Annotated in this window: 21 protein-coding genes; 7 read left to right on the forward strand and 14 right to left on the reverse strand. The window is 65.9% G+C overall.

The genetic code is table 11. The annotated features are described in order from the left end of the window. Nucleotides 1–9: 9 nt before the first annotated feature. From ACWEVR_RS11425 to ACWEVR_RS11435, 3 genes are all read right to left on the reverse strand, one after another. Nucleotides 10–306: an MmcQ/YjbR family DNA-binding protein gene (locus tag ACWEVR_RS11425; protein WP_452466836.1), complete on the reverse strand. Its 297-nt coding sequence runs from the start codon at nucleotides 304–306 to the stop codon at nucleotides 10–12. Next, nucleotides 303–1994 (reverse strand): dihydroxy-acid dehydratase, encoded by a 1692-nt coding sequence (ilvD, locus tag ACWEVR_RS11430; RefSeq protein ID WP_452466837.1) that lies wholly within the window; start codon nucleotides 1992–1994, stop codon nucleotides 303–305. Before ilvD ends, ACWEVR_RS11425 begins: the two co-directional genes overlap by 4 nt. A gap of 78 nt (nucleotides 1995–2072) precedes the next feature. Further along, complete coding sequence (locus ACWEVR_RS11435; protein WP_452466838.1) at nucleotides 2073–3383, reverse strand: TerD family protein; 1311 nt, start codon at nucleotides 3381–3383, stop codon at nucleotides 2073–2075. 176 nt (nucleotides 3384–3559) lie between these two features. On the opposite strand from ACWEVR_RS11435, the gene ACWEVR_RS11440 reads away from it, so the two are divergent. Then, nucleotides 3560–4441, forward strand: coding sequence for a glucosyl-3-phosphoglycerate synthase (locus ACWEVR_RS11440; RefSeq protein WP_452466839.1), 882 nt, complete (start codon nucleotides 3560–3562; stop codon nucleotides 4439–4441). Nucleotides 4442–4491: 50 nt separating this feature from the next. Here ACWEVR_RS11440 and ACWEVR_RS11445 read toward each other — a convergent pair whose 3' ends face one another. From ACWEVR_RS11445 to ACWEVR_RS11465, 5 genes are all read right to left on the reverse strand, one after another. Further along, nucleotides 4492–6336 carry an ATP-binding cassette domain-containing protein gene (locus ACWEVR_RS11445; RefSeq protein ID WP_452466840.1) on the reverse strand — a complete coding sequence of 615 codons (1845 nt, stop codon included), beginning with the start codon at nucleotides 6334–6336 and terminating at the stop codon, nucleotides 4492–4494. A gap of 9 nt (nucleotides 6337–6345) precedes the next feature. Continuing rightward, nucleotides 6346–7515 carry a type III polyketide synthase gene (locus ACWEVR_RS11450; protein ID WP_452467025.1) on the reverse strand — a complete coding sequence of 390 codons (1170 nt, stop codon included), beginning with the start codon at nucleotides 7513–7515 and terminating at the stop codon, nucleotides 6346–6348. Between the two features lie 69 nt (nucleotides 7516–7584). Continuing rightward, the gene (locus tag ACWEVR_RS11455; RefSeq protein ID WP_452466841.1) at nucleotides 7585–9051 is read right to left on the reverse strand and encodes a fatty acid desaturase; all 1467 of its coding nucleotides are present in this window, start codon (nucleotides 9049–9051) and stop codon (nucleotides 7585–7587) included. 214 nt (nucleotides 9052–9265) lie between these two features. Beyond that, entirely contained in the window at nucleotides 9266–10057 is a 792-nt protein-coding gene (locus tag ACWEVR_RS11460) for an LppX_LprAFG lipoprotein (RefSeq protein WP_439267705.1), read from the reverse strand. Nucleotides 10058–11189: 1132 nt separating this feature from the next. Further along, entirely contained in the window at nucleotides 11190–11555 is a 366-nt protein-coding gene (locus tag ACWEVR_RS11465) for a hypothetical protein (protein ID WP_452466842.1), read from the reverse strand. Nucleotides 11556–11758: 203 nt separating this feature from the next. Here ACWEVR_RS11465 and ACWEVR_RS11470 point away from each other — a divergent pair, with 203 nt between their 5' ends. Then, complete coding sequence (locus ACWEVR_RS11470; protein ID WP_452466843.1) at nucleotides 11759–12448, forward strand: SAM-dependent methyltransferase; 690 nt, start codon at nucleotides 11759–11761, stop codon at nucleotides 12446–12448. Here ACWEVR_RS11470 and ACWEVR_RS11475 read toward each other — a convergent pair. The 4 genes from ACWEVR_RS11475 to ACWEVR_RS11490 form a co-directional block, all read right to left on the reverse strand. Then, entirely contained in the window at nucleotides 12386–14224 is a 1839-nt protein-coding gene (locus ACWEVR_RS11475; protein ID WP_452466844.1) for a hypothetical protein, read from the reverse strand. The genes ACWEVR_RS11470 and ACWEVR_RS11475 overlap by 63 nt on opposite strands. Before the next feature lie 21 nt (nucleotides 14225–14245). Continuing rightward, on the reverse strand, nucleotides 14246–14740 hold the full coding sequence (locus tag ACWEVR_RS11480) for a hypothetical protein (protein WP_452466845.1): 495 nt from the start codon (nucleotides 14738–14740) through the stop codon (nucleotides 14246–14248). A 313-nt stretch (nucleotides 14741–15053) separates the two neighbouring features. Further along, nucleotides 15054–15428: a hypothetical protein gene (locus ACWEVR_RS11485; protein WP_452466846.1), complete on the reverse strand. Its 375-nt coding sequence runs from the start codon at nucleotides 15426–15428 to the stop codon at nucleotides 15054–15056. Continuing rightward, nucleotides 15425–15655 carry a hypothetical protein gene (locus tag ACWEVR_RS11490; RefSeq protein WP_452466847.1) on the reverse strand — a complete coding sequence of 77 codons (231 nt, stop codon included), beginning with the start codon at nucleotides 15653–15655 and terminating at the stop codon, nucleotides 15425–15427. Before ACWEVR_RS11490 ends, ACWEVR_RS11485 begins: the two co-directional genes overlap by 4 nt. A gap of 423 nt (nucleotides 15656–16078) precedes the next feature. On the opposite strand from ACWEVR_RS11490, the gene ACWEVR_RS11495 reads away from it, so the two are divergent. Continuing rightward, complete coding sequence (locus ACWEVR_RS11495; RefSeq protein ID WP_452466848.1) at nucleotides 16079–17491, forward strand: hypothetical protein; 1413 nt, start codon at nucleotides 16079–16081, stop codon at nucleotides 17489–17491. 7 nt (nucleotides 17492–17498) lie between these two features. Then, a complete protein-coding gene (locus ACWEVR_RS11500) occupies nucleotides 17499–17966 on the forward strand; it encodes a hypothetical protein (protein ID WP_452466849.1) in 468 nt (155 codons plus the stop codon). A 1137-nt stretch (nucleotides 17967–19103) separates the two neighbouring features. Here ACWEVR_RS11500 and ACWEVR_RS11505 read toward each other — a convergent pair. Then, nucleotides 19104–20108 carry a metallophosphoesterase family protein gene (locus tag ACWEVR_RS11505; protein WP_452466850.1) on the reverse strand — a complete coding sequence of 335 codons (1005 nt, stop codon included), beginning with the start codon at nucleotides 20106–20108 and terminating at the stop codon, nucleotides 19104–19106. A gap of 56 nt (nucleotides 20109–20164) precedes the next feature. Between ACWEVR_RS11505 and ACWEVR_RS11510 the strand changes: the two genes are divergently transcribed. Next, complete coding sequence (locus ACWEVR_RS11510) at nucleotides 20165–20401, forward strand: hypothetical protein (RefSeq protein ID WP_452466851.1); 237 nt, start codon at nucleotides 20165–20167, stop codon at nucleotides 20399–20401. Between the two features lie 173 nt (nucleotides 20402–20574). Here the strand turns inward: ACWEVR_RS11510 and ACWEVR_RS11515 are convergent, their stop codons facing one another. Further along, complete coding sequence (locus tag ACWEVR_RS11515; protein WP_067489467.1) at nucleotides 20575–21405, reverse strand: SAM-dependent methyltransferase; 831 nt, start codon at nucleotides 21403–21405, stop codon at nucleotides 20575–20577. 148 nt (nucleotides 21406–21553) lie between these two features. Here ACWEVR_RS11515 and ACWEVR_RS11520 point away from each other — a divergent pair, with 148 nt between their 5' ends. Together ACWEVR_RS11520 and ACWEVR_RS11525 are read left to right on the forward strand one after the other, a co-directional pair. Then, nucleotides 21554–23125, forward strand: a complete 1572-nt coding sequence (locus ACWEVR_RS11520; protein WP_452466852.1) for a serine/threonine-protein kinase — start codon at nucleotides 21554–21556, stop codon at nucleotides 23123–23125. Further along, nucleotides 23122–24321 (forward strand): DUF7373 family lipoprotein, encoded by a 1200-nt coding sequence (locus ACWEVR_RS11525; protein ID WP_452466853.1) that lies wholly within the window; start codon nucleotides 23122–23124, stop codon nucleotides 24319–24321. Before ACWEVR_RS11520 ends, ACWEVR_RS11525 begins: the two co-directional genes overlap by 4 nt. Nucleotide 24322: the final 1 nt, after the last annotated feature.

Genomic DNA, 24322 nt, shown 5'->3' on the forward strand with positions numbered 1-24322 from the left:
CAGGGCAGGTCAGCCGTGCGCGTCCCACGCGTCACCCAGCATTTCGGCGACGAGTTCGGGTGCGGCGTCCGCCAGGGTCACCTGCACCGCGGCGAGCTTTTTGCCCCACCACGACTCGGCGCACCAGGCGGGTGATTCCGCGACCGCCTCACGAATGCCTGCCTCGGGGAGCATCACCCGCAGGTGTTCGTCGTCGGGCAGGGTCGCGAAAATGGTTCGCCTGCGAAACGAGGGCCGACCGTGGTGGTCTCGCTCGGTTGCGCCCTCGAATCCCAGCGCCAGCAGGCGAACCTCGTCCGGCGTCATCCCGTGACGGCTCCATGGGCCGCCGAGCTCACCAGCTTGCGGTACTTGGCGAGGACACCGGAGGTGTATTTGGGTGCGGCGGGTTCCCAGCCGACCTTGCGGGCGGCGAGGTCTGCCGGGTCGATTTCCACGTCGAGGCGCCGGTTGGCGACATCGAGGACGATCGGGTCGCCGTCGCGGACGAACGCGATCGGACCGCCGTCGACCGCCTCCGGTGCGACGTGGCCGACGCACAAACCCGTTGTGCCACCGGAGAATCGGCCGTCGGTGAGCAACAGGACATCCTTGCCGAGGCCCGCGCCCTTGATCGCCCCGGTGATGGCGAGCATCTCGCGCATACCCGGACCACCCTTGGGACCTTCGTTGCGAATGACCACCACATCACCGGCGACGATGCTGCCGTTCTCCAGCGCGTCCATCGCGGCGCGTTCCCCGTCGAACACCCGTGCCGTCCCGGCGAACACATCGGAGTCGAAGCCGGCGCTCTTCACCACCGCCCCTTCGGGCGCCAGCGTGCCGTGCAGGATGGTGAGCCCGCCGGATCGGTGGATGGGCCGGTCGAGCGGCCGGATGACGTCGCCGTCGAGACCGAGTTCGATGTCGGCGAGGTTCTCCGCCATGGTCTTGCCGGTGACGGTCATGACATCACCGTGCAGCAGACCCGCGTCGAGCAGCGCCTTCATCACGACGGGGATACCGCCGACCCGGTCCACATCGGTCATCACGTAGCGGCCGAACGGTTTCAGGTCGGCCAGATGCGGCACCTTGTCACCGACCCGGTTGAAGTCGGCGAGGGTGAGGCCCACCCCGGCCTCGCGCGCGATCGCCAGCAGGTGCAGCACCGCGTTGGTCGACCCGCCGAGTGCCATGACCACGGTGATGGCGTTCTCGAAGGCAGGCATGGTCATGATGTCGCGCGCGGTGATCCCCTTGCGCAGCAGCTCGACGACCGCCTCCCCGGACCGGTGCGCGAAGACGTCGCGGCGGCGGTCGGGGGCGGGCGGCGCCGCCGACCCCGGCAGGCTCATGCCGAGCGCTTCGGCCGCCGAGGCCATCGTGTTGGCCGTGTACATGCCGCCGCACGCGCCTTCGCCGGGACAGATCGCGCGCTCGATACGGTCGACCTCTTCGCGGCTGATGAGGCCCTTGATGCAGGCGCCGACGGCTTCGAAGGCGTCGATGATGGTGACGTCCTTACCGTCGAGATTGCCCGGCAGCGTCGATCCCGCGTAGAGGAACACGCTGGCCAGGTCGAGCCGGGCGGCCGCCATCAGCATGCCGGGCAGGCTCTTGTCGCACCCGGCGAGCAGCACCGACCCGTCGAGACGTTCGGCCATCATGACCGTCTCGACGGAGTCCGCGATGATCTCGCGGCTGACCAGCGAGAAGTGCATGCCCTCGTGGCCCATCGAGATACCGTCGGACACCGAGATGGTCCCGAACTCGAGCGGGTACCCGCCGCCCGCGTGCACACCTTCCTTCACGGCGTCGGCCAGCCGGTCGAGCGACAGGTTGCACGGGGTGATCTCGTTCCAGCTCGACGCCACCCCGATCTGGGGCTTCACCCAGTCCTCGTCCCCCATGCCGACCGCGCGGAGCATGCCGCGTGCGGCGGTCTTCTCGAGCCCGTCGGTGACATCGCGCGAGCGGGGCTTGATATCGAACGATGATTCGGTGTCGGCTGCCATGGCCCCAGCCTACGACTCACCAGCGAAAACGCCGACGGCCCGCCCGCGTGGAAGTCTCCGGCGGAACTACCGGACAGCTCAGCGAGGTGCGGGGCACTGACCTTCGTAGCGGCTGAGGCCCAGGCCGTTGCCGGCTTTGCTGCGGCCGACGGGGCCGTTCTTGGCGGCGCGGACCCAGGTGCCCTCGGTGTCGAGGACGGGCATGCGTTCGCTGAAAGCCCGGCTGTACCTGGTGGTTCCGTCGACGGTGAGGATGCCGTCGCGGACGTCGATGTGGGCGACGGTCGCCCAGAAGGAGTTCTTGCCGTTGCCGATGACGACGGTGATCTGATCCGCGTCGGGACCGGGCAGTCCGTCGGGCCCGGGGCGGCCGTAGCGCACCCGGACTCGCGGGCGGCCGAAGGTATCGATGGCTCCGGCACCGTTGTCGACGGACTGGTACACGTTGAGCAGCAGGTCACCGTTCTCGGTGGGCCGGACCACCACCTGTTCGGTGGCGGGCAGGCCACCGGCCCCGGGGCCACGGCTGTCGCCCTGGTGGTGGATGTGCGGCCAGACGTTCAGATCGCCCTGGTGCCCCTTCTCACCGCTGACCACGACATAGTCGCCGGTGAGTTCGTTGCGGCAGAAAAAGTACACGTCAAGGTCGCCGGTGCCGAATTCGGTCGGCTTGCCGTTGCTGTCGTATTTCGCGCCACGACCGTCCCATTCGAGACCGACGGTGAGAACATGGCCCGCACCGCCCTTGCGAAGATCGATGGTGGCCCGCTTGTCCGGCGAATCCTTGGTGAGCACCACATCGACCTTGCGCAGATCGATGGTCGGGTTCTGCTGCGCCGCAACAGGTTGCGGCGAGGCGAGCGCGGGCGCCGACTCCTCCGCTACCTCCTCGTCGACCGTGATCCCGTGCTCGGTCGCGAAGGCCGCGAGACCCGCGCTGTAACCCTGGCCGATCGCGTCCAGCCGCCACCCACTCCCCCGGCGGTACAGTGCGACCGCCTGCAGGACGGTCTCGGAATCGAGCCCGGCGGGCGTGAAGCTCAGCGCCTGCCCGCTGCCGGTCGCCGACACCCGCAGCCCCGCCACCTCACCGAACCGGATGCCCTGTGCCTCGGTACTTCCCGCGATGACAACCCGGTGGATCTCGGCCGGAATCGCCGAAAGGTCGACGGAGACAACGGCATCCGATTCGAGCTGGACACCGGGGGCGGACGGGTTGTTGAAGAAGACGAAGTCGGCGTCGGAGCGCACCTTCCCGTCGGCGGTCACCAGGACCGCCGACACGTCGACCGCGCCCGCGGGACCGTCGAGATCCAGGCGGACGGTGTAGCGTCCGTCGGTGAGATCGGTCTTCGATCCCTTCGCCACTTCGACCACCGTCGCGCTCATGACGTCCGCTCCTCCACTCGCCGGTCGTCGCCGTCGACGGCGAACAGTCCAACCGTACCGGTCCGCGGCGCCGTGCTGTCCGTTTCACCAGCTACTCCGACCTCGCCGTTGGCTCCGGTCACAAGATGTCGCCGCATCGCTGGCAGGCGCGCGGTCGCTGACGTTCACTGATCGATATGGACGTCCGTGAGCTCATCGACCGCAAGTCGGGTCGCCGGGTCTCGGTGGTTGTCCCCGCCCTGGACGACGAGGACACCGTGGCCGGGGTCGTGGCGTCGGTGCGACCACTGCTCGGTGGTCTGATCGACGAACTGATCGTGCTCGACGCCGGCTCGACCGACCGCACCGTCGCCCGGGCGCGGGCGGCGGGCGCGGCTGCCTACACCCTCGAAGAGGCGATGCCGGGAGTGCCACCCAGGCCCGGTAAAGGCGAGGTGGTGTGGCGGTCGCTCGCGGTGGCGACCGGCGACCTGCTGGTGTACCTCGACGCCGACCTCGTGGCACCCGATCCGCTGTTCGTGCCTGCCCTGCTGACTCCCCTGCTCACCGAACCCGGCATCACGCTGGTGAAGGGCTTCTACCGGCGGCCGATCACGACGGGAGCGCAACTGGACGCCGACGGCGGCGGCCGGGTCACCCAGCTGGTCGCGCGTCCGCTGCTCACCGCGCTGGCACCCGCGCTGGCCGAGATCGTGCAACCCCTGGGCGGCGAATACGCCGTCGCCCGCGCCTTCCTCGGTGATGTCCCCCTGGCGGGCGGATACGGCGCCGAGATCGGGATCCTGCTCGACTGCTGGCAACGCCACGGTCTGTCCGCCATCGCCCAGGTCGACCTCGGCACCCGCGTGCACCGCAACCGCCCGACCCACGAACTGGCGGTGATGAGCCGTCAGGTGGTCGCCACCTTGCTCGACCGCCTCGGCATCCGCGATTCCGGCATCGGCCTGGTCCAGTTCCTGCCCTGCGAAACCGGTTGGCGCCGAACACCTTCGGAGGTCAGCCTGGTCGACCGCCCGCCCATGCGACGGGTCGTCACCGCGCACCGCGAGATCGCCTGAACCCGGACACACCTGTGCCCCGATCGACGAATCGACCGGGGCACAGGCGATTACGCCGCGACCGACCCGAAGTCGAGCTTCACCAGCTGATCGGCACAGTCGAAGTACCGGTCGTCGTGGGTGATCACGATGACGGTCTTCCCGCGCTGTTTCAGATCGGTGAGGATCTCCCGGTAGAACACCTCACGGAACCTCGGCTCCTGATCGGCGGCCCACTCGTCGAACACATAGATCTGCCGGTCCTCGAGCAGCGCGGTGAGCAGGGCGAGGCGTTTGCGCTGCCCCTGGGACAGGTCGACGGTCGACAGGCGCCCGCCCTCCACACTCACCTTGTGCGCGATCTGCAGCTCCTCGAGATACCGCCGCACCTCGGCGTCGATCCCCGGCCGGTCGAAGCCCAGGTAGTCCTCGAACAGATGGAAATCGGTGAACACCGCGGACGAGTTCTGCCGGAACCATTCGATGTTGTCGTGGTCGATCCTCTCCCCGTTGAGCGACAACGACCCCGTGCGCGGCACATACAGACCGGTGATGATCTTGGCCAGCGTCGACTTCCCGCTGCCGTTACCGCCGACGATGAAGGTGATCTGGCCCGGTTCGAAGACCAGGTCGATGGGCCCGAGCCGGAACCCGCCCTCACCGGACTCGTCGAGCTCGGGCGGCGGACCCAAGGGCACCGGCCGCACATCGGTTGCGCCGTGGTCGACCCAGTTCTTGCCGTTCACATCGGGACCGGCCGAGGGCCGCGCGCCGGGATGCGCCGGATGCGGACCACCGGGATGCCCGTTGCCCCCGCGCGGCGGAACACCGGGACGCGGCGGATGCGCAGGCATCCCGCCCGGGTGAGTGCCGGGCGGCGGTGGCACCGGCGACGGCGCCTCGGAGCGGTACACGTAGGTCACGTCCGACAGTTCGAGCTTGGCCTGTCCCACCGGCGGACGCTCGACGTAGGGCAGTTCGTCCTCGTTGTGCATCGTCGTCATCGACAGGTTCATCGCCCGGATCTTGGCCAGCGCCACGTCACCGCGCAGCAGATCGGGGATACGGTGCATGAAGTTCTGCATCGGCATCGCCAGGAACGTGGTCACCAGCACGTACCCGAACATCGTCTCGCGCGGCAGGTCCAGCGCTGCGGCGAGGACGAACAGGATCAGCGCCATGGTGGCCAGCTGCAACGCCTGACCGAAACCCTGTGCGTAGGAGAACTTCGACCCGGCGTCGGTGTTCTGGTCGCGCAGGGTGCCCGCCGAACCGAGCAGATGCCGGTCCATGAAGTCGCGCCGGCGGCCACGGTGCAGTTTGAGTTCCTTGATGCCGAGCGTGACGGCCTGGAAGGAGCGCAGCAGCGCGTCCTCGTTCTCCCGAGCCTCACGGTAGATCCCGCGCACCCGCTTGAGAACCATTTCGACACAGGCGATCCCGACCAGCGTACCGGCCACGGTGACCGCGAAGATCGGCCCCGACACCACTGCCAGGAACACGAAGCAACCCACGATGGTCGCCACGTCGACGCAGATCGCCGGAATCGCGGTGACCGCCTGCGACAGCGAACGCACGTCCTCGGTGAGCGTCGCCATCAGGCGATGCATACCGAGCCGTTCCAGGTGTTCCAATGGAGCGGCGACGATCCCGGAGCTCAGATCGCTGCGCAACCGGTAGATGGCGTCCTGCGACAACCGGATCAGCAGCACCTGCGAGAGCACACCGCTGACCAGGATCACCAGGCCGGTCAGCACGAACCGGGTGATCAGGTCGTCCGGCGGCGGTTTCGGCGAGACCGCCGCGTTGATCAACGTCACCAGATAGGTGTTGGCGGCGCCGCAGATCAGACCCGCGACCACCACGGCCGCGATCCTGGCCGGCGACAGCGCGGCGAGAAAACGGAGCAATTGCATGATGGACTCTCAGCTGCGGATGACATCGAACACGATGCCCTCGAGGGTGACACCGGGCGCGAACGAGAACGCCACCCCGGTGGAAATAGGTGCCGCCGAATCGGATTCGCGGATCATGCGTTCGAGCACGAAGATCAGCGACACACTCAGCATGTTGCCGTGCTCGGCGAGCACAGCCCAGCTCGGCGCGGCCGACTCGGGCGCGATCCCCAGCGACCGGGCCGATTCCTCGATGATGCGCGGGCCACCGGGGTGGATCGCCCACAGGTCGACATCGCCCTTGTCGAGACCGTTGCGCGCCAGCACCTGCGTGACCACCGGGTCGACACCGCGGTAGATGTAGTCGGGCAGGCTCGCCGCGAGCTCACAGGTGATGCCCGCGTCCTTCACGCCGAGCACGATGCCGTCCTCGGCGTCGTCGAACAGGTGGCTGAAGCTGTCGCGGATCACGACACTGCCGGGCGCCAGCGGCTGGTGCACCTGGTTGGCGCCGATCACCACCGCACCGCACCCGTCGCCGAAGAGGCTGTGGGTGATCACGTCGTTGACGTCGTCGTCGAAAACGGCGTTCACCGAGCTCAATTCGAGGCACAGCACCATCGACTTCTTGTCCGGATGCGCCCGCACGAAGTCCACGGCGGTCCGGATGCCGTTCATCGCGGCGGCGCAGCCCATGAAGTTCACGATCATCCGGTTGACCGTCGGCGAGAGGCCGAGTTCCTTGACGACCGCGACGTCCACGCCCGGGGCGATGAATCCGGTGCTGGTCACGAAGATCAGCTGACCGATCTCCTCGGCCGGGTTCGCCAAACCGGCCACCGCCCGGCGGGCCACGTCCACCGCGAGCGGCGCGGCGTGCTCGAAGAACAGATTCATCCGCTCCCGGATGGTGCCGGGGCGCCTGCTGAATTCGAGGAAATCGGGTGCGAGTGGATCGATGGCCAGATGTCGGGTGTCGATCCTGGTCTTCTCGTAGATTCGTGGAATACGCTGCCGCTGAACGGGATCGGAGAACAGTTCGGCCACGCGTCCGGCGTTGACGGCCTGCTCGACCACTCGCTGCGGCGAGCCCGTCGCCACGGCCTCGATCACACCGACGGTCGTGGGCGGCGTCGGCGGTAGCAGATCGTGCCCGCGATCGACGTCGGCCGTCTTCAGCGGACCGTGTGGTCGACGCACACCTTCATCAATGGAAACAGACACGGGCACAATTCCTTTCGAGACAGAGAAGACGTGGCAGCGGCCGGGTCAGACGGTTCCGATGCCGGTGAAGCCCTGCACCGTGTAGGTGACGCAGGTCTTCAGCGCTGTGGGTGCGCAGTGTTCACGCACCAGTCCCCACCGGTTCTGCTTGGCCTCGTCCGAGGGCGCGAGCAGGTAGGTCCGGCACAGCTTGGGAAGTCGATCACCGAAGAAGCTCTTCGCGGGCAGCCATTCCACTCCGAACTTCGCGGCTTCCTCACGCACCACGCCCTCGGTGGCGATATTGGCGAAACCGCTGCGCTGGAACGGAAGAACGTGATGGACGCGGTGCGAGCTCAAGCCCGCCGACAGGAAGCAGTCGACGTACTTGTTGCCCACCACGGTCAGGTCGTAGGCCTGCTCGAGCTGGTTGACACCCCAGTCCTCGGTCTCGGTGTGCAGCTCCTCGGTCGGCACTTCGAAGTCGTGGCTCGCGACGACCATGAAGGTGCTGATCCACAGGGTGATCACGAATTGCAGTGCCCAGGCGAGCAGGTCGCCCGCGACGGCGAAGGCCACGAACTCGGCGACCAGCAGGAACCGCATGCCGAACGAGCCGATGAAGTGCGGCAACGCACCACGCCAGGTGCCATACATGTCCTTGATGCCGACCTTGCGGGTGAGCCGGCAGACATCCAGTAGGCGAATGATCATGCCCGTCAACAGATGCCCGAACTTGTGCACGGTGTGGATCGGCACCCGGTACAGGCGCGGGACCTGCATCATCATGGTGAAGACGTTCTTCTTGATGTCGACTTCACTCTGGGTGTGCGGGTGGTGCAGCAGGGCGTGGCCGTCGGCGGTGACGAACGACAGTGCGACATAGTTCATGTCGAAGGCGTTCACCGCGTACTTGTTCCAGCCCTTCTGCGCGCGGTGGATCGCGTAGTGGCCGAAGCCGGCCAGCGAACTGCGCAGCAGCACCATCGCGATCACGAAGACCGGCAACGGCATCCAGCTGGTGTCGTAGAGCCGCAGACCCTGCACCGCGAAGTAGGCGAAGATCAGGAACGCGACCACGATGTCGAACAGGCGATCCATGCGCTTCAACCGCGCGGCCAGCTCCGGTTCCTTGATCCGGGCCTTCACCGCGTGCAGCAGGTCGTTCTTGTCGTCGAACTTGTACTTCGGGGTGTCGTCCCAGCTGTTGAAACCCTCTTTGAAGAGGAAATCCGGGGCATTGTTCTTCGGGTGGATGTCCTCGGGCGTGGCATTACGACTGAGGCTGTAACGCTCGATCATCCGCGCGATTTTTTCCGGATCACGATGGTAGGAACCGATGATCGAGGTGATGTCGCGGTTTTTCGTTCGGCCGATGAAGAATTCACCGCCCGGATGCTTGGAGATCCACTCGCTCAGGTCGTAGGCTTTGCCGTTATACACCCACACGTTGTTGACGGGCGGTCGCCCTCCGGGGCCGGGTGGTGGCGGGAGCTCGCGCTCCTGTTCATCAGGTCGATCATCGATCGTCATCAGTGCTTCCTTCGTGTCCGAACGGCGGTCGATGCGTGTGCCTGCCGACCAGCGTCCCGACACGTATAGTCCTTGCGGCGCCTTGCATCTCGCTGAAAGTTCTCTTATCGGCCGACCCAACGACACACCGGTCCGGGTCGGCGGAGCGGCACGATGTGCCGGATTCCGCGATCCCGGACCGGTGTGGGCTGTCGGGTGCGTGTGCGGGTGAGGATCAGCCCGCGGGCTTGACGATGTTCACCGGCTTGGCCCAGTTGGACAGGCCGACGGTGACCTCGCCCTGGTCCTTCTTCACCACGGCTCGAACGAGATTCGGGCCATCACCGGTGGAGGCGGCCTCCGACGGCTTGGTCGAATCCGAGGCGGGCGGGGCGACGTCCTGGATCCACACGGTGATCGGCATGGTGCCGGCGTTCTGGCCGATGCGGGGCACGATCGGGTCGATCACCGCGGCGTCGATGGTGCCGCTGACCTTGACGGTGTTGATGCCGTCGATGACCTCGCGGGCCTCGGCCTTGGGGTTCTGGATGTTGGCGATCACGTTCGCGATGCCCTTGTCCTTGTCCAGGATGACGCCCGGATCGTAGACCTTCTCCGCCGGACCGGCGGGCACGTAGCGACCGCTGACCTCGGTGTAGAGAACCTTGTCCACCACAAGGAATTTCGCCTCGGTGAACGGGTCTTCCGGCTTGATCTTGACCTTCGCCTCACCCATGGCGGCGCCCGTGCCCTGGGTCTCGTTGGTGACGTCGGCCGAGACGGTTTCCACCGGCAGGTCGGGCAGGTTCTTCACGTCGATGTTCAGGTGGACGGTGCGCAGGGTCTGGGTGGTCTTGGCCGACTCCTTCACGATCTGCGCGCCGTCGGGCAGTGCGCCGGTCGGCGGAGCCGCGGTGGTGGTCGAGTCGTCGGTCGAGCAGCCGGTGACGAGGGCGGCGCACAGTGCGGCGGCCGCGACGACCGCGGTCACGGCGGACCGGCGACGCGGGGTGCGGTGCGGTGTGATGTCGATCAAGGTTCATCCCCTGGAGATGGTCGTAATTCGCTTGGTGAGGCAGCCGAAGCTGCCGTCGCCTGCGACATACTAAGCAGACCATCGGACATCTCGCGCTCCCCCGCGGTGATCGTACCCGAGGATTGCATTTTCGTGAGTTATCTAGTTGTGCTAACGATTTCGGGCCGGCGAAGCATCACTGGAGCACCAGGCGGAACCCGAATACTCCTGCGGTCTGTTACCGATCAGTTCTCGGCAGCGGTGAGGTGTCGGCGACGGTTTGCTTTCGCTCGCCGGACCCGACGCGACGTGGCATCATCTTCGGCCGGATGCCGCGAGGCGAATCACCGCCCCGCTTCCGCCGCGACGCCGCGAGGTCGATGACATCGGCCTCGTGCGCGGAGCTACCGTCGCTCGGATGCTGCGGCTCTACCTCGGCCGACCACGTTCCGGTCTCGGCTTGTAACTCCGCGCGGGTGACCGGGCGGGTGGGCGCCGGGTCATAGACGGGCGGTGAGTACCAGGGCCGCCGGCGCGGATCGTTGACATCCTGCGGACTGTGTCGCGGCCGTCTGGGCAGCCGGACAACTTTCGCCGCCTCGCGTTCGCTCGAACCGGAGTTGCCCTCGGTGCCCTTCACATCTTCCTACTTCCGACGCAGCCGCTCACCCGCGGCACATCGCCCGCATCCCTCACCGGCGACGCCCCGAGCCTACCTCGTCACGATGGCAAGCTCGCGCTCGCGTCTCGAACAAGGCACGTGTTTCCGCACGTCGGCGCATTACCCCGCACAGCTCCCCCGGCGGGTGTCGAGCCGTCGCCCGCGTTCCCCTTCCGGCGTTGCCAGCAGCACGGACAGTTTCGCCTCCGATTCCGTGTCCGCCGGTGTGACGACCTGAGTCCAGGGTCCGTCGATGTCCGGCAGCAACATATTCGCCCCACCTGACCCATCATCGCCACCAACGTCGACGCGCCGCCCGCGCCGGCCTCGACATCGAACACCAACTCACCCACGCCGCCGACACCCGACCACTCCCGACGACGCCAGGACGCGACACCGAGCTCGGCATCGATTGGTGACACACACGACGGAAGCGACCACGCCGGGACATGCCCAGCACGGATGTCTGCTGCATACGGCCGGTCAGCTGGATGCGAAGCCGCCCAGTTCGAAACTCATGGTCATTGCCATGAGCGACCCGCCAATCACTGCTGCGGTGATCGCGTAACCGATCCCAGTACGGCGAGTGGTCGACCACAACGCCAGCATCGGTCCGGGGACGAGCATGGTGGTGAAGACGAACTTCCAGGTCAGCCAGTAGGCGGGATGCACGTCCGGTGGGCGTTCTCGTAGGTGGCTCGGGACAGCCGAAAGTTCGGGGACGTCGAGGTATCGCCGGAGGCAAATGACAGCCGGGACGAGCACGAACACCGCGATCACGAATCCTGCACCGACACCCCACCACGCGCTCAACGGTCGCCGTGGGACGGTTTTGTCGGTGGTGGACATGGTCGGGGTCCTTGATCTGGTCGGGTGATGGACCCATCGTGCCGTACGCCCCGCCATCTGGATCGAGCTGGCGGGGGCCAACGGCTCAGGGGATCAGCGGATACCGGACCACGAATGGACCGACGACGAGCCCAGCACCAGGAACGGTTTGGCGATTCCCAGCTACTCAATTGCGGGTTCCGTTCCCTTTCTCCACACGCGTCATGTTGGACCAGTCCATCCCCAACAGCGCTCGCATTCACTCTGCCCTGCTCGGCGGCAAGGACTACTACCCCGTCGATGACGTGATCGCCGGAAGACTTGCAGGCCACAAGATCACGCCCGCGATCACCGAATCCCGGCGATTCGCCCGCCGCGCCGTCTCCCATCTCCTGAACCACCACCAGATCGCCCAGTTCGCCGAACTCGGGTGCGGGTTCCCACACACCCCGAATATCCACGACATCGCAGAAGAGCACACCAGCAGCGCGCGCACGCTCTACATCGACAACGACCAGCTCGCGGTTCTCCACGCCCGCGTCCTGATGACGGGGCACCGCGCCCGCACGGCCGAAGTCGACCTCACCGACACCGTCGCCGAGGCCGTTGCCGCGACCTTCGACATGTCGGCGCCGATAGCGTTGATACTGTCCGGCACTGCCGAACTCATCAATCACGCGCCGTCGATGATCGCGACGTTGACCCACGCGCTACCGCCCCCGACATGGCTGGTGCTCCCCCACATCACCGCCGATGTTTTTCGGCCACGACATCACCTCGGCCGCGCAGGCCCTACGCGCAGTCGGGATCGCTTACCACTCGTGAACCGTACAACGGCCCATCGCGCTCGATCACAGTCCGGGGCCTTCGATGCCCCGTTCGAGCCCCTTCGATGGACTCTCCCGGGACCGTGACTTCGGTTCTAGCTCCAGCTCACGAGCCAACTCCTTCTGTTTCTCGGTCTGCTCTCGCAACGCTTCCTTCGATCGCTGCACGCCGAGATCAGGTTGCCCCTTGAAGGTCAATTGGATGGCTTGGAGTGCGGTCAGTTCCTTGCCGTCGAACACCCCGCGGAGCTGTTTTGCGACGGCAGCCTCTTGGCTGTGCTGGTCCACCCACCGCTGCTCTCCGTCGATCTCGACGACGAGCGCATGAGCCTTTTCGTCGGCACGGACCATCCCGCGGGCGATGGCGTCAACCACTTTCGGATCCACACCGGTCTCGAGAAGGCGCTGCGCATCCAACCGCATCGACTCCGCAGCCGACTTCACGTTGTCTCTGTAGTTCGAATCCTGTAACCGGTCGCCCGTGACCCGTTGCCCCTGCTCAAGCGCGACCTGCTCCAACCGTTGGTTGTGGGCTTCGACCATGCGGGCCATCAACTCACGGTTTTCACGCTCTCGAACCTGCCGCGCCTCAACCGCTTTCGCCTGCTCAAGCTCCTTCGCCTCGCGTTCCTGCAGCTTCTCCTCCGCTGCCGCAACAGCCTCCGCTACCGACCTCCCCGGTTGCTCGGCCTGCTGAGCCAGCACCAACCCCGCCAGCTCACGATGCCGGGGTGTTGGCATCGGCAGATACTCCAGCATCTCAATCTGTTTCGCCTCCAATCCCTGGCTCGCGATCACACCATGCATCTGCTGCATCATGGCCGCCAGCTCCGGATCCATCCCCGGCTCCACAGCGAGACCCAACCCCTTCGCCGGCGGCGCCAAGGTGCGGGCTTCCTTCACCGCGGCGATCACGACTTCCCGGTCGACCTTCTCGAGGAGCTTCAACAACTGCTGCTCACGCTCCGCGCGTTGCTGAGCTTGAACTCGTTCAACGATTTGCGCCTCTTTCAGGCGCAATTGGGCGGCTTCGCGGGCGATCTTGTCCTGCTCACGGGTGACCTGCTTGTCGACCTCGATCAGCGACGCCAGCTCGATCTGTGCGCCCGCGAGGACTTCCAGGTCAATCGGCCGGCCCTGCTCCTTCGCCTTCTCTATCTCCCGGACGAAACCCTCGAGCGCGCGCGGCGCTGTCTTCAATTCCGGTGCGTTGCGGAGCTTCTCGACCAAATGGCCGAGCTTGAGCGTCAACTGCTTCTCGACAACCGGCCGCCCAGCTTCCACCGCCCGCTCGAACTGCGGCTCCGACAACTCCACAACCACAAACCGGCCGGGAAAATCCTTCTCGAGCCGCCGCGCCTCCTTCATCACCTCTGGGTGCGGAGGCCGCTCGGCGCGAATGACGTACTCGCTGCGGTCCTTCGTCCGCCCGCTCGCCAACAGATAGCGTTCTTTGGCGAGCTGTTTCAGGCCGTCCTTCTGGTTGACCGAACCGGCCTTGAACTCGGTCGTCGTGCGAACGAGTTGCTGGCCAACACGCTCACTGACCATCGCAGCGTCGTGTCGACGTAACCCCAGCGGAGTCGGGCGCTCAACCTCGTGCCGCCAACCAGCTTCCGTGGTGCGGCCCTGAAGCTTCTGGTACCCGTAGGCGAGCATGTCGTGCAACAGCTTCTGGTCACCGAATTGCTCGACTTGACGCTGCCAATGCTGCGGCGAACGGATCTGGCTGATCTGCGTCGCGGCTTCGGCAAGTTTGGCCTCGACGTAGGCGCGGTGCCCCGCGTCACCAGCCTCGGTCAGACCTCGGTCCGTGCGGGGGACAATGTCACGCCCGTCATCCGCAGCGTTGGGGCCGGTCACGACCGACCCCAACGAGCAGGTTTAACCGGTGAGCACGGTGTGGGTGCGGGTCCAGTCCGCGAGAATCCTCGATTGCTCAGCCAACCAGCCGGGTCGCCGGTCAAAGATGATGTCGCGGATGGACTCTCCGGGATCGAACCAGAACTCGTGGCCTGGCAGTTCCAGAGCAGGCCCGATCGGGTTGCCCTCGAGGATTTTGACCCACACCCACTTACCTGGGCCGAAACTGTGTAGGTAGGTGTGCCCGATGCCGCGGGCGCACAGTGCGAGGTACGCCATCTCCTCGTCGGTGGCGGTGGGGCCAGGGTTCGGGAAGCGGGCCATCGCGGCGTCTTCGATCGCGGCGAGACCGGGCACCGTCCACGGGTCGTCCAGTTCGGCCAGGGCCGGGACCAAGGTGACGAGCTGGGCGAGATCTTCCGGCTCTCGGTCCAGCCACGCCCGGAACTCCGGCGAACGCTGTTGTTTCGCCAGGCGGCGTAGTTCGATTTCTGAGTAGGGTCGGTCTTCGCCCACGGGGTGAACCTTTCGCGAGTGGTGGCGAGGTCGGTTCGTGCTGGGATCATCGTATCCACCGGGATCGTGTTTGGGGGATAGAGGCAGCATCCCCCGAGAGCAGGGGTGGGATAGGTCTCGGGGGCCACTATCACCCCGGCATTCGTGTGATGGAAGCACCGAGGGAGCTGCGGGACGGGCTACTGCGCGTCGCCCGAGCCGTTCACGGCGTGCAGCCCGCTATCACGGGGGCTCTTGCCGTACAAACCCTCGAAACCCTGAAACTGGGCACCGCGGCTGGCATTGCAGTTGCCGCACTGTGCGAGGGACCTAGTCACTTCGTCTCCTTGTGTAGTGTGGTGCCGCTTCGGGCGCCGAACGGCGACGGGATTTGTCGCGCGAACGTTTGTTTGTCTGCAACCGTGATGACGTCGCAAACCGCGATCAGGTCAGCCGGGACGGTGCAACCGACGAAATGGCGGGCGGACAGGGTGAACACTGCGTCCGCCTTGGAGACGCGAGCGATGGCTTTCAGGTATTCGATGGGTTCGGCGGTGTGCTCGTCAGCCGGAACGATCTCCTTCAGGGCGTACCCCCACTGGCGGGCCAGGCGCTCGATCGCCGCCTTATGCAGGTCGAACGAGTCGCCCGATACATCAGCACGGAGGTAGCCGATCGCGATGCCGTCGGGCACGGCCTCACTGGTCACAGCACAGTGCCGATCGCCTGCCCAGCCTTCGACGGCCGCCACCTCGTACCCGCGGCGCCCGGTTGCGCACAGGCGAGACCCATGTCGGCGAGCTGCCCGAGGTACTCCTCGGTGCGTGCCGTGTTGTGCCCCAACCGTCCAGCGAGGTCAGCGGCAGTCACCGGTTTCGTGCCCGCTGCCGTGCACAGGCTCTGCAATATCCAGTCCTGACACCGGGTCAACGTCATCACGTCACGACCTGGTGGGCGCGAGCATCCAACACCATGCGCTTCAGTTCGACCAGGGTGGTGCGGGCACGGCGACGGCACCGACACGTCGCTACATCGCATTCCAAATGCACCTGCATCGCACGATGAGCCTGTGCGGCAGTCAACTCGCCAGGATCGACCGTGCAAATAAGCAGTGACGGATCTGAACTTGAACGAAAAGTTATGCGGTCGGCCAGCATTGGACCACCTAGAGTGAGAGGTAGCAGATTGGAACGCGGGCGACGTCAGTGATGAGGGTCGAACTGACGTCGCCTGCACTTCCAACCCTGGCGTGACACGAGTCCACCCGGAAGTCCACGTAAGTACACGCGGAACCTGTTCCGGTACACGCTCGGTACACGCTGGTACATGAACCCTTTTCCTCAGGTGCAGGAGTCGACTATGAAGAAGTGGACCGGAGCCGACGCGGCCGATCTACGCACCGCATTGGACCTGTCACATGAACGGTTCGCTGTCCGCGCGCGCATCCACATCAATACCGCCAAAAAGTGGTGCAAACGCGGCGAAACGATAACGCTCAGCCCTGAACACGCTGACCAGATGAACGTTGCGCTTGCCTCCGCGACCCCAGCAGAGCGGGCACTGTTCAACGAACTACAAACCCGGCGGGCGGTCGCGCCAGGCGCACTCGAGGTCGACGCTGATCCGGCGATCTGGAAGTCGTCGTGCGAGGACATCGCCGACGACCTCGCACGGAAGGACCTCCTCGTGGATCGCCGCGAAGCCACGACAACCCTGTTCGGGGTCGTCGTCGGCACCTACCTGCTCGAACCACTCGAACGCTGGTTGGGGCGACAACGCGGCACCAACACTCCCCCGCCGATCATCACCGGCAGCGGAACTCAAGAACTCGACGAACTCGAAAACGCCGCCCGCCTGTTCCGGGAATGGGACGACAAGTTCGGTGGCGGGCTGCGTCGCAAAGCTGTCGTCGGCCAGCTCTCGGAAGTGAACGACATGATCGCCGCGTCCACCAACCAGGCAGTTCGTCAACGCCTCGGCCACATTCGGGCACTGCTCGCCGAAACCGCAGCCACCATGTCCTGGGACTCCGGTGACCAGCACACCGCGCAGGGCTATTACATGCTGTCAATCCGATCCGCACGAGAAGCTGGCGATGCAGCCCTCTTCGCCAACGGGTTGGCTGGGCTCGCCCGTCAAATGCTCACGCTCGAACCCGAAGGCCACGGCGTCGACCGAATCACCTACACGCATGCCCGCGCGAATGACGCCCTGGAGCTGGTCCGTCTTGCGCAGGATCTTGTGGGCGGCTCGATCACACCAACTACCCGTGCGCTCCTGCACACCCGGGAAGCATGGGCTTACGCCAAACTCGGCCGCCCAACCGCGTTCCATCGAGCCGCCGACAACGCCCGCGCCGCGTTCACCGATGCCCGCCCCGTCGACGACCCTTACTGGTTGCAGTACTTCGACGCCGCCGAACTGTCTGGAACCCTCGGCGGGCGCCTTCTCGAACTTGCCCGAACCGAATCCGCTTTCGCCGACGAAGCTGCCGAAGCGATTACCGCCGCCATCTCCCAACGCCGCCCCGAGCGCTGGCGCTCAAGCGCGCTCGACCGACTCGGCATCGCTGAAGCCCGCCTTATCCAAGGCGAATACGCAGAAGCGAAACGCCTTGGTGAGGCCGCCGTCAACGACGTCGGCAAAACCAGCTCGCATCGCGTGCAAGCAAAGGTCGCTGAGGTTTACCGACGGGCCGAGGAATCTAGCGCCAGCCGCCCTGCCAGAGAACTGCTCGACGTGCTGCACCCACTCTTGCAGTCCCCGGCATGATGAGGACATGAGGATCAGCGTCACTGGACACATGAACATCACTCCAGCTACGGGCGAGCTCGTACGCACTGCTATCGCAGAGTTGATCACGGACACACCGGATCTGGTTGGCATGTCCTGCATCGCGCGCGGCGCCGACAGTGTGTTCGCAACTGCGGTCCTCGACGCCGGCGGGCAACTGGAAGTGATATTGCCGTCGCGGGACTATCGCCAGACGAAGGTGCAGCCCGATCACGCCGAACAGTTCGACGCGTTGATTGCGCGTGCAACGAACGTGCGGGTGATGGATTTCGACACTGCGGGCCACGAAGCGTACGAGGCGGCGAATGCCGCTCTACTGGAGGCTGATCGAATGATCGCAGTATGGGACGGGCAAGACGCACAGCGTGCGGGGACCGGCACAGTGGTCGCCCTTGCACGACAGCTCGGTGTGCCGGTGGACATCGTGTGGCCGAGTGGTGCCGAACGAGGCTAGTGCCACGCCGTCCGGGCGTGGTCACATGCTGCGCTGATCGGCGGCCAGTAGATGACGGCGTCGCATTGTTGGCACGCCCAGGTGCGGTGCAGCTGGTCGGGAACGGCTATGCAGGCCACGGTGCCGACGAGGACTTGGTCCGGCCCGAGGGGGTGCCCGCTGGGGCAGGCGGCAGGAGCCGGGCGTGCCCAACCTCCGCGCACCGCGTACAGCCGGTCGGGATTGAGCCCGACGGGTACGCCCCAATCGCCACAACATCGAACGCATGTTCGAATGCTACGACTCAATACGGCATATCGTGTAGATGCTCGGGCAGTGGACGCTCGGATTCGGCGGGATCAGGTCGTCCAACTCTGACACGAACGGAGTGTGTCGAGATCAGCCCGAATTGCCGGGAACTGTTCTGTGGGGCGCCGCGTCTATCCGTGCATCATCGGACAGCGGTGTCGGGCATGAGCCGATCCCGATGACAAGGCCGGTCTGTTGGCGAGCATGGTCGTGGCGGTCGCGGTCCTGTCCGAAACAACGCCACCGGCCGCGCGTCGAGGCAGCGCACGCATCGGCAGTTGAGCGCGTTCATCGGCTGGTGCCGCTACCGTCGGGAACGCGCGGGTGGCGGCGACAGCGGATGTTCGACGTGCTACATGCCGCCGTGCAGCGCCTGCCAAACCTACGACGATTACGGTCTTGGCCCGGCGCCTCCGTGCGCCATCACCGATGGTCTGGGGACAGCGCTGCGCGTATCGCGGCTGCGACGGATGAGGCATGGAGATCGACCACCACGTCTTTGCCGTCGCAGCGGCCACGTTCGGAGACTGCCAACCCGATCAGGGCAAGCTCCGCAGCGCGGTCTCGTAAGGCGTATTGGTCGGGGGTTTCCTCGCCGATCTCGCCGGTTTCGTCTCGATTCCAGGCGGCCACGGCTGCCTCGGCCAACTCGAGGGGCAAACGAACGGAAGACCAGCTGAACCCGAGGGGCGATCCATTTTCCAATCGCGGCAAGCACTTTCGAATCTTCGAGGTATCTGGTGTTCGGCTCTCGCTCGGTCACGAGTGGGAGCGTACGCAGCTGATCAGCGGCGTGTCCAAACTTTGTTTGCCACCACCCCGGGCGTTGAGATGGTCCTGAGGCCTCGGCTACTCAGGAAATTCGGACACGTCGAGGTCCAATGCGGTGGCAAGATCGATTGTTCTGCGGGGATTGACGCATTGCCTGGCCAAGCTCAGCGGGTCTAGTCTGTTATGTCGGGCTTGGAACAGGAACAACGCAGCGGGATGCTGCCGCAACTGATCGGTATCGAGTCCGTCTGCGGTTCTGTAGGCAGCGGCTACAAGTGCTGGAAACGCTGAACGCAGCGCAGCTGCCCATCCCTCGACCGCACTCAGCCAAGCGCTGGTCGAGGGATCGGCGGTGGAGGAGAACCGTACGATTGCCTGGCTCAGTTCCGACCAGGTGTAATCGGCCCACGGCTTGGTTTTCAGGACCGCCAACTGCCATTCGTTTCTGACTTGTGACCAGTGATCGACACGCGCTGGCAACAAGTGAACTACGAAGTCCGGCAGGCTGAGTGCGCTCAACGCCCCGCCGTGGCACGCCCCGGTGTCCAAGCCGAGAATTCGGTTCCCGCGCGCAAGTGGCACGCGGCCGGTGACGTGGTGACCGAACACGATGGGCTTGGCATCGGTGTAATGGTCGTGCCAGAAGGTGCCAGGGAACAGTGCCTGGAGCTCACGCTCACCGCGTGTGGAGCCACAGAGGATCTCCTCACGTTGGTCGGCGAGCGGGATGCCGGGCACCATACCGGCGTGGACGACGCGGACATGATCGTTCTCGAAGTAGTAGGGAAGTGTCCGCATCCAGTCGACCATGTCGGCGTAACTATCGCCTGCCTGCAATCGCGTGATTTCCTGGGCGTAGGAAAAGATCCCGCGGACGTGTTTGCGTTCATGGTTGCCCATGATCGCTACCGAGTTCGGGCGTTCGCGGAAGAAGTTGACGACTTGGTAGGGCTTCGGGCCGCGATCGACCAGATCGCCGACGCTGACAAGCAGGTCGTCCTCAGCGAGTTCGATCTTTTCGAGTAGCTCGACGAGTTCTTCGAAGCATCCATGGATGTCGCCGATGATGACAGTGCGCTGCACCCAGAGGACCGTAGACGCAGACCCGTTCGGCGAGCAAGAGAATATCGCCGTTGTGAATGCGCGGCATTCGGCAGGGAGTGCGTTCGCCGGCCGACGCCCACATCGACGTTGCTGCCGAGACGAAAACTCGGTTCCACTACCGCAATCCCCTCGTCGAGCCGCCCGACCGAGATCGGCAAGTCGGACAGAGACGCTGCGCCCTCCGGTTCCCCGACTTCCGGATGAAGCAGCAACTCCTCGACCGCCTGCACGGTGTGGCCGCAGTTGCCGAGCAGCCCGACGCGCAGGCATGAACAGCTCCCATGTCATGCCTCCTGCTGTCACGGGGCAATCGTCGATCAGTGCCAGGGGTTCGTCTGGACACTCCTGCTCGAGGAGCAACATGCAAAAGTGCTGCAGGAAAACAGCATCCAAGGATCCAGGTCACACTCGTACCTGGATAGGCGAGTCCGACTCGCGACACTCGCTAGCGCTTCTGGCCGACCCCGCCGAGGATGCAGTGGCGAACGTCGGAGAGGGGGGTGAGGTGGGGGCCGTCGGGCCACCAGTCGTCGCAGCGGACGAGGCCGGGTTCGATCAGGGTGGTGGTGCCGAACATGGCCTGGATTTCGGTGCGGGTGCGGAAGCGGCCGCTGCCCATGGGGCTGTGGATGAATTTTTCTTCCATCTTCTTGGCCAGTTCGCTGTAGTCGGGGGTTTCGGGGTCGTGGAAGTGGGCGATGGCGATGAAGGAGCCGGCTGGGAGGGCGTCGATGTAGGTCTGCATCAGGGTGGGAGCGTCTTCGCCGAGGTAGTGGTGCAGGGTGCCGATCTGGAACAGGGCGATCGGGCGGGTGAAGTCGAACTCGGTGCGCACGATCTCGTTGCCGAGAACGTCGAGGGGCGCGAAGATGTCGGCCTCGGCGATGTGGGTGCGGCTGTTGCTCGCCAGCAGCGCTTTCCCGTGCGCCAGCACCGACGGGTCGTTGTCGACGTAGACCACGCGCGATTCGGGATTCACCCGCTGCACGACCTGATGGGTGTTTTCCGCCGTGGGTAATCCCGATCCGAGATCGAGGTATTGGTCGATTCCCATTCTGGCGAGGAAGCGGCACACGCGGATGAGGAAATCGCGGTTGGCCCAGGCCAGATCGTTGACCTGCGGCGCGACGGTGCGGACCTGGGCCAGCACGGCGCGGTCGACCTCGTAGTTGTCCTTGCCGTTGAGGGCGGCGTCGTACACGCGAGCGATACTCGCCCGAGTCGTATCGACTCCGACGGGCACGGAGCTGGGGTAAGCGGCAGAAGCGTGCGACATCGGATTCCTCCGTGATTTCGGACGGGTGCCTTTCCGGAATCAGCCTAGATGATCTATTCGCTTGGTAGGGAACGTATCTCGACGGCGCGGCAATCGGGGGCTGGGTGACGAGCTCCAGGGCGGCAGTCCCTGAGCTAGGTTTGCAGGCATGCACGAGCTCAGGGCCGGGGACATGTTCGCCGGTTATCGGATCGAGCGGGTGCTCGGGTCGGGCGGGATGGGCAGTGTGTACGCGGCCGGGCATCCCCGGTTGCCGCGCCTGGTTGCGCTGAAGCTGCTGCATTCCTCGTTCGCGGCGGATCCGGTGTTCCGGGGGCGGTTCGAGCGGGAGGCGGAGCTCGCGGGGCGGCTCGACCATCCGAATATCGTCGCCGTGCACGATCGGGGCAGCGACGGTGGGCGGTTGTGGATCGCGATGCAGTACGTGGCGGGGTCCGACGCCGAGACCGTGTTGCGGGCGGGGCCGGTGGCGCCGGAGCACGCGCTGCACATCGCGCGGTCGACGGCGGCGGCACTCGACTACGCGCACGCGGCGGGATTGCTGCACCGCGATGTGAAACCGGCGAATATCCTGCTGCGCGAAGGCATTCCGGGAACGCAGCAGGTGTTGCTCACGGACTTCGGGATCGCCAAGGCGGTCGACGAGGCCACCGCGCTCACCCAGACCGGTGCGGTGGTAGCGACCCTGCGGTACGCCGCACCCGAGCACCTCGACGGGCGACAGGCCGGTCCACGCGCGGACCAATATTCCCTCGCCTGCACGATGTTCCACCTGCTCACCGGACAACCGCCCTACACCGCGACCACGGCGGGCGCACTCATCGGCGCGCACCTCATGCAGCCGGTGCCGAGGGTTACCGAACGGGCGCCGGACCTGCCACCTGCGGTGGATTTCGTCTTCGCCAGGGCGCTGGCCAAGGATCCTGGACAGCGGTTCGCCACCTGTACCGAGATGGTCGACGCCGCACAAGCAGCACTCAGCCGTGGTGTCGCCCCGTCAACCGATCCCAGTGCACAAAAGCATTTCCGTTTCAGCGGTACACCAATCGGCGAAAATGCCGCACCCCATCTCCCCGTGCCCACCGCACCCTTCCCGTTTGTCGACGCACAGCACTTCCCCCCGCCGACCGGCTCGAGCGCGTCTCCCGGCCCATCCAGGCGAGCGCTCGTCGGATGGTCCGCCGCCGCGTTCGCAGTGATCGCCGCCGTCGTCGCCGGAATCCTCTGGTCATCCCGCGACACCACCGGCACCACCACACCTCCCAGCACCACCACCGCCGCGCCGACGACGACCACGACGGACTCCTGGGCGGCAGGTCGCCCCATCATCGCCCTGTTCCCCGATCTGCTCCCGGCCGGTCCGGACAGCACCGGATATCGGGACCTGCGGTGCAGTTTCGCGACGAAGAATCCGGATGCCTTGTGGGACAACGGGTTCAACTGCACCGACCGGGATAAACTGGAGGTGCAGGTACTCGCCTACCCCGACGCCGCGACGGCGGACCGGTATGTCGCCTCGCTGCCGAGCGGCGCGAACGAACAGGTGCGGTCGCGGTACGGCAGGCCGGTGACCGTGCGGAAGTTCAACGGGTCCGACGGGCCGTGGTTGCTGGTGCAGTTCGACGCCGCACCCCATTCGAGCGTGTTGTTGCAGGTGTACTGGCCAGGGCACACCCATCAGGAGATGATCGAGCAATGGCTCGCCACCGCACCACTGTGACAACACGCGTCGCCCTCGGCGCGCTCGCCACCCTGCTCGCCGGCTGCGCGACCGTCTCCGGCACCGCGACACCCGGCGAGCTCGACGTGCGCGGCCTCGACGTGGGCAGCTACACGACCGCGCCCGCCGACGTGGAGATCGGCCGCACCGCGGCGGACGGCCCGATCCTCGAAGGGTTGCGGATGGGCGGCGCGGTGGTGTTTCCCCAGGATCTCGATCCGGCGCTCACCTACAACTGGGGCACCGACGTGCTCGACACCCCGCGCCGCGTCGTCGACACCTCGGCCGCCTCGAACGTCAATCTGCCCACGCTGGAACGGCATCGGATGATCGTCGCGTTCGACATCGCCCAGGGCAGCCGGGCCTTCGACAAGAACGTCCCCGCCATCGACACCGACGCGAAGGTGACCCGGGTGGTCCTGATGCGGTTCCCGGGGCAGAGCACGGCCGCCGATGCCGCACGCGATCTGGCCGCGACCGATTTCGGGGTGAGCCCGGACAACCGGCCGGTGCCGATTCCGGGATACCCCGGCGCACACGCACATTGGCGGCCGGGCATCAAGACGATCGGCGCGCTCTTCGCGCACGGTGAGATCGTGGTCAGCCTGTTTTTGCAGCACCCGAGCCCTGATGTGGACGCGCTGGCCCGCCGGGTCGCCCAGGTCCTCGACGCGCAGGTGCCGCTGCTCGATCAGTTCACCCCGACCGCCCCCGAGCAACTCGCCGACCTGCCCCGCGACCCCGACGACCTGTTGCGCCGCACCCTGATTCCCGGTCCGCCGAACCAGCGCATCGCCATCTCCTCACGCGAATACGCGGCGTGGACCGGCCGCGCGAGCAGGCACTACCGGGCGAGCGAACCGGCCGAACTGGCCGCCGCATGGGATCGGGGCGGTGTCGACAGCGTCGCCCACTCCTACACCACCACCCTGTTCCGCTTCCGCGACCAGGCGGGCGCGAACGCCTTCGGCACGACCTGGCGCGACACACTCAGCGACGCGGCGCGCGAAATCCCGGGGCCGGACGCGGTGCCCGGTGCGTATTGCGCCGAACGCCGGGCGTCCGGCAACACACCGGCGGTGGCCCGCTGCTACGTGAGTTACCGGAACTACGGCGGGTTCGTGAGCGGGCCGGAAGCGGGGGCCGTGCGCAAGCAGGCAGCAGCGCAGTACGCGCTGCTCGCCAACGCGCAGTAGC

This window comes from Nocardia sp. NPDC003979, from assembly GCF_053605015.1.

Excerpts from the sequence above, each read along its gene's own strand:
- ilvD (WP_452466837.1), bottom strand. The coding sequence starts at position 1,994 with ATGGCAGCCGACACCGAATCATCGTTCGATATCAAGCCCCGCTCGCGC.
- ACWEVR_RS11440 (WP_452466839.1), top strand. The coding sequence starts at position 3,560 with ATGGACGTCCGTGAGCTCATCGACCGCAAGTCGGGTCGCCGGGTCTCG.
- ACWEVR_RS11495 (WP_452466848.1), top strand. The coding sequence starts at position 16,079 with ATGAAGAAGTGGACCGGAGCCGACGCGGCCGATCTACGCACCGCATTG.
- ACWEVR_RS11445 (WP_452466840.1), bottom strand. The coding sequence starts at position 6,336 with ATGCAATTGCTCCGTTTTCTCGCCGCGCTGTCGCCGGCCAGGATCGCG.
- ACWEVR_RS11510 (WP_452466851.1), top strand. The coding sequence starts at position 20,165 with ATGCGCGGCATTCGGCAGGGAGTGCGTTCGCCGGCCGACGCCCACATC.
- ACWEVR_RS11515 (WP_067489467.1), bottom strand. The coding sequence starts at position 21,405 with ATGTCGCACGCTTCTGCCGCTTACCCCAGCTCCGTGCCCGTCGGAGTC.
- ACWEVR_RS11500 (WP_452466849.1), top strand. The coding sequence starts at position 17,499 with ATGAGGATCAGCGTCACTGGACACATGAACATCACTCCAGCTACGGGC.
- ACWEVR_RS11470 (WP_452466843.1), top strand. The coding sequence starts at position 11,759 with ATGTTGGACCAGTCCATCCCCAACAGCGCTCGCATTCACTCTGCCCTG.
- ACWEVR_RS11465 (WP_452466842.1), bottom strand. The coding sequence starts at position 11,555 with ATGTCCACCACCGACAAAACCGTCCCACGGCGACCGTTGAGCGCGTGG.
- ACWEVR_RS11425 (WP_452466836.1), bottom strand. The coding sequence starts at position 306 with ATGACGCCGGACGAGGTTCGCCTGCTGGCGCTGGGATTCGAGGGCGCA.
- ACWEVR_RS11435 (WP_452466838.1), bottom strand. The coding sequence starts at position 3,383 with ATGAGCGCGACGGTGGTCGAAGTGGCGAAGGGATCGAAGACCGATCTC.
- ACWEVR_RS11520 (WP_452466852.1), top strand. The coding sequence starts at position 21,554 with ATGCACGAGCTCAGGGCCGGGGACATGTTCGCCGGTTATCGGATCGAG.
- ACWEVR_RS11490 (WP_452466847.1), bottom strand. The coding sequence starts at position 15,655 with ATGACGTTGACCCGGTGTCAGGACTGGATATTGCAGAGCCTGTGCACG.
- ACWEVR_RS11455 (WP_452466841.1), bottom strand. The coding sequence starts at position 9,051 with ATGACGATCGATGATCGACCTGATGAACAGGAGCGCGAGCTCCCGCCA.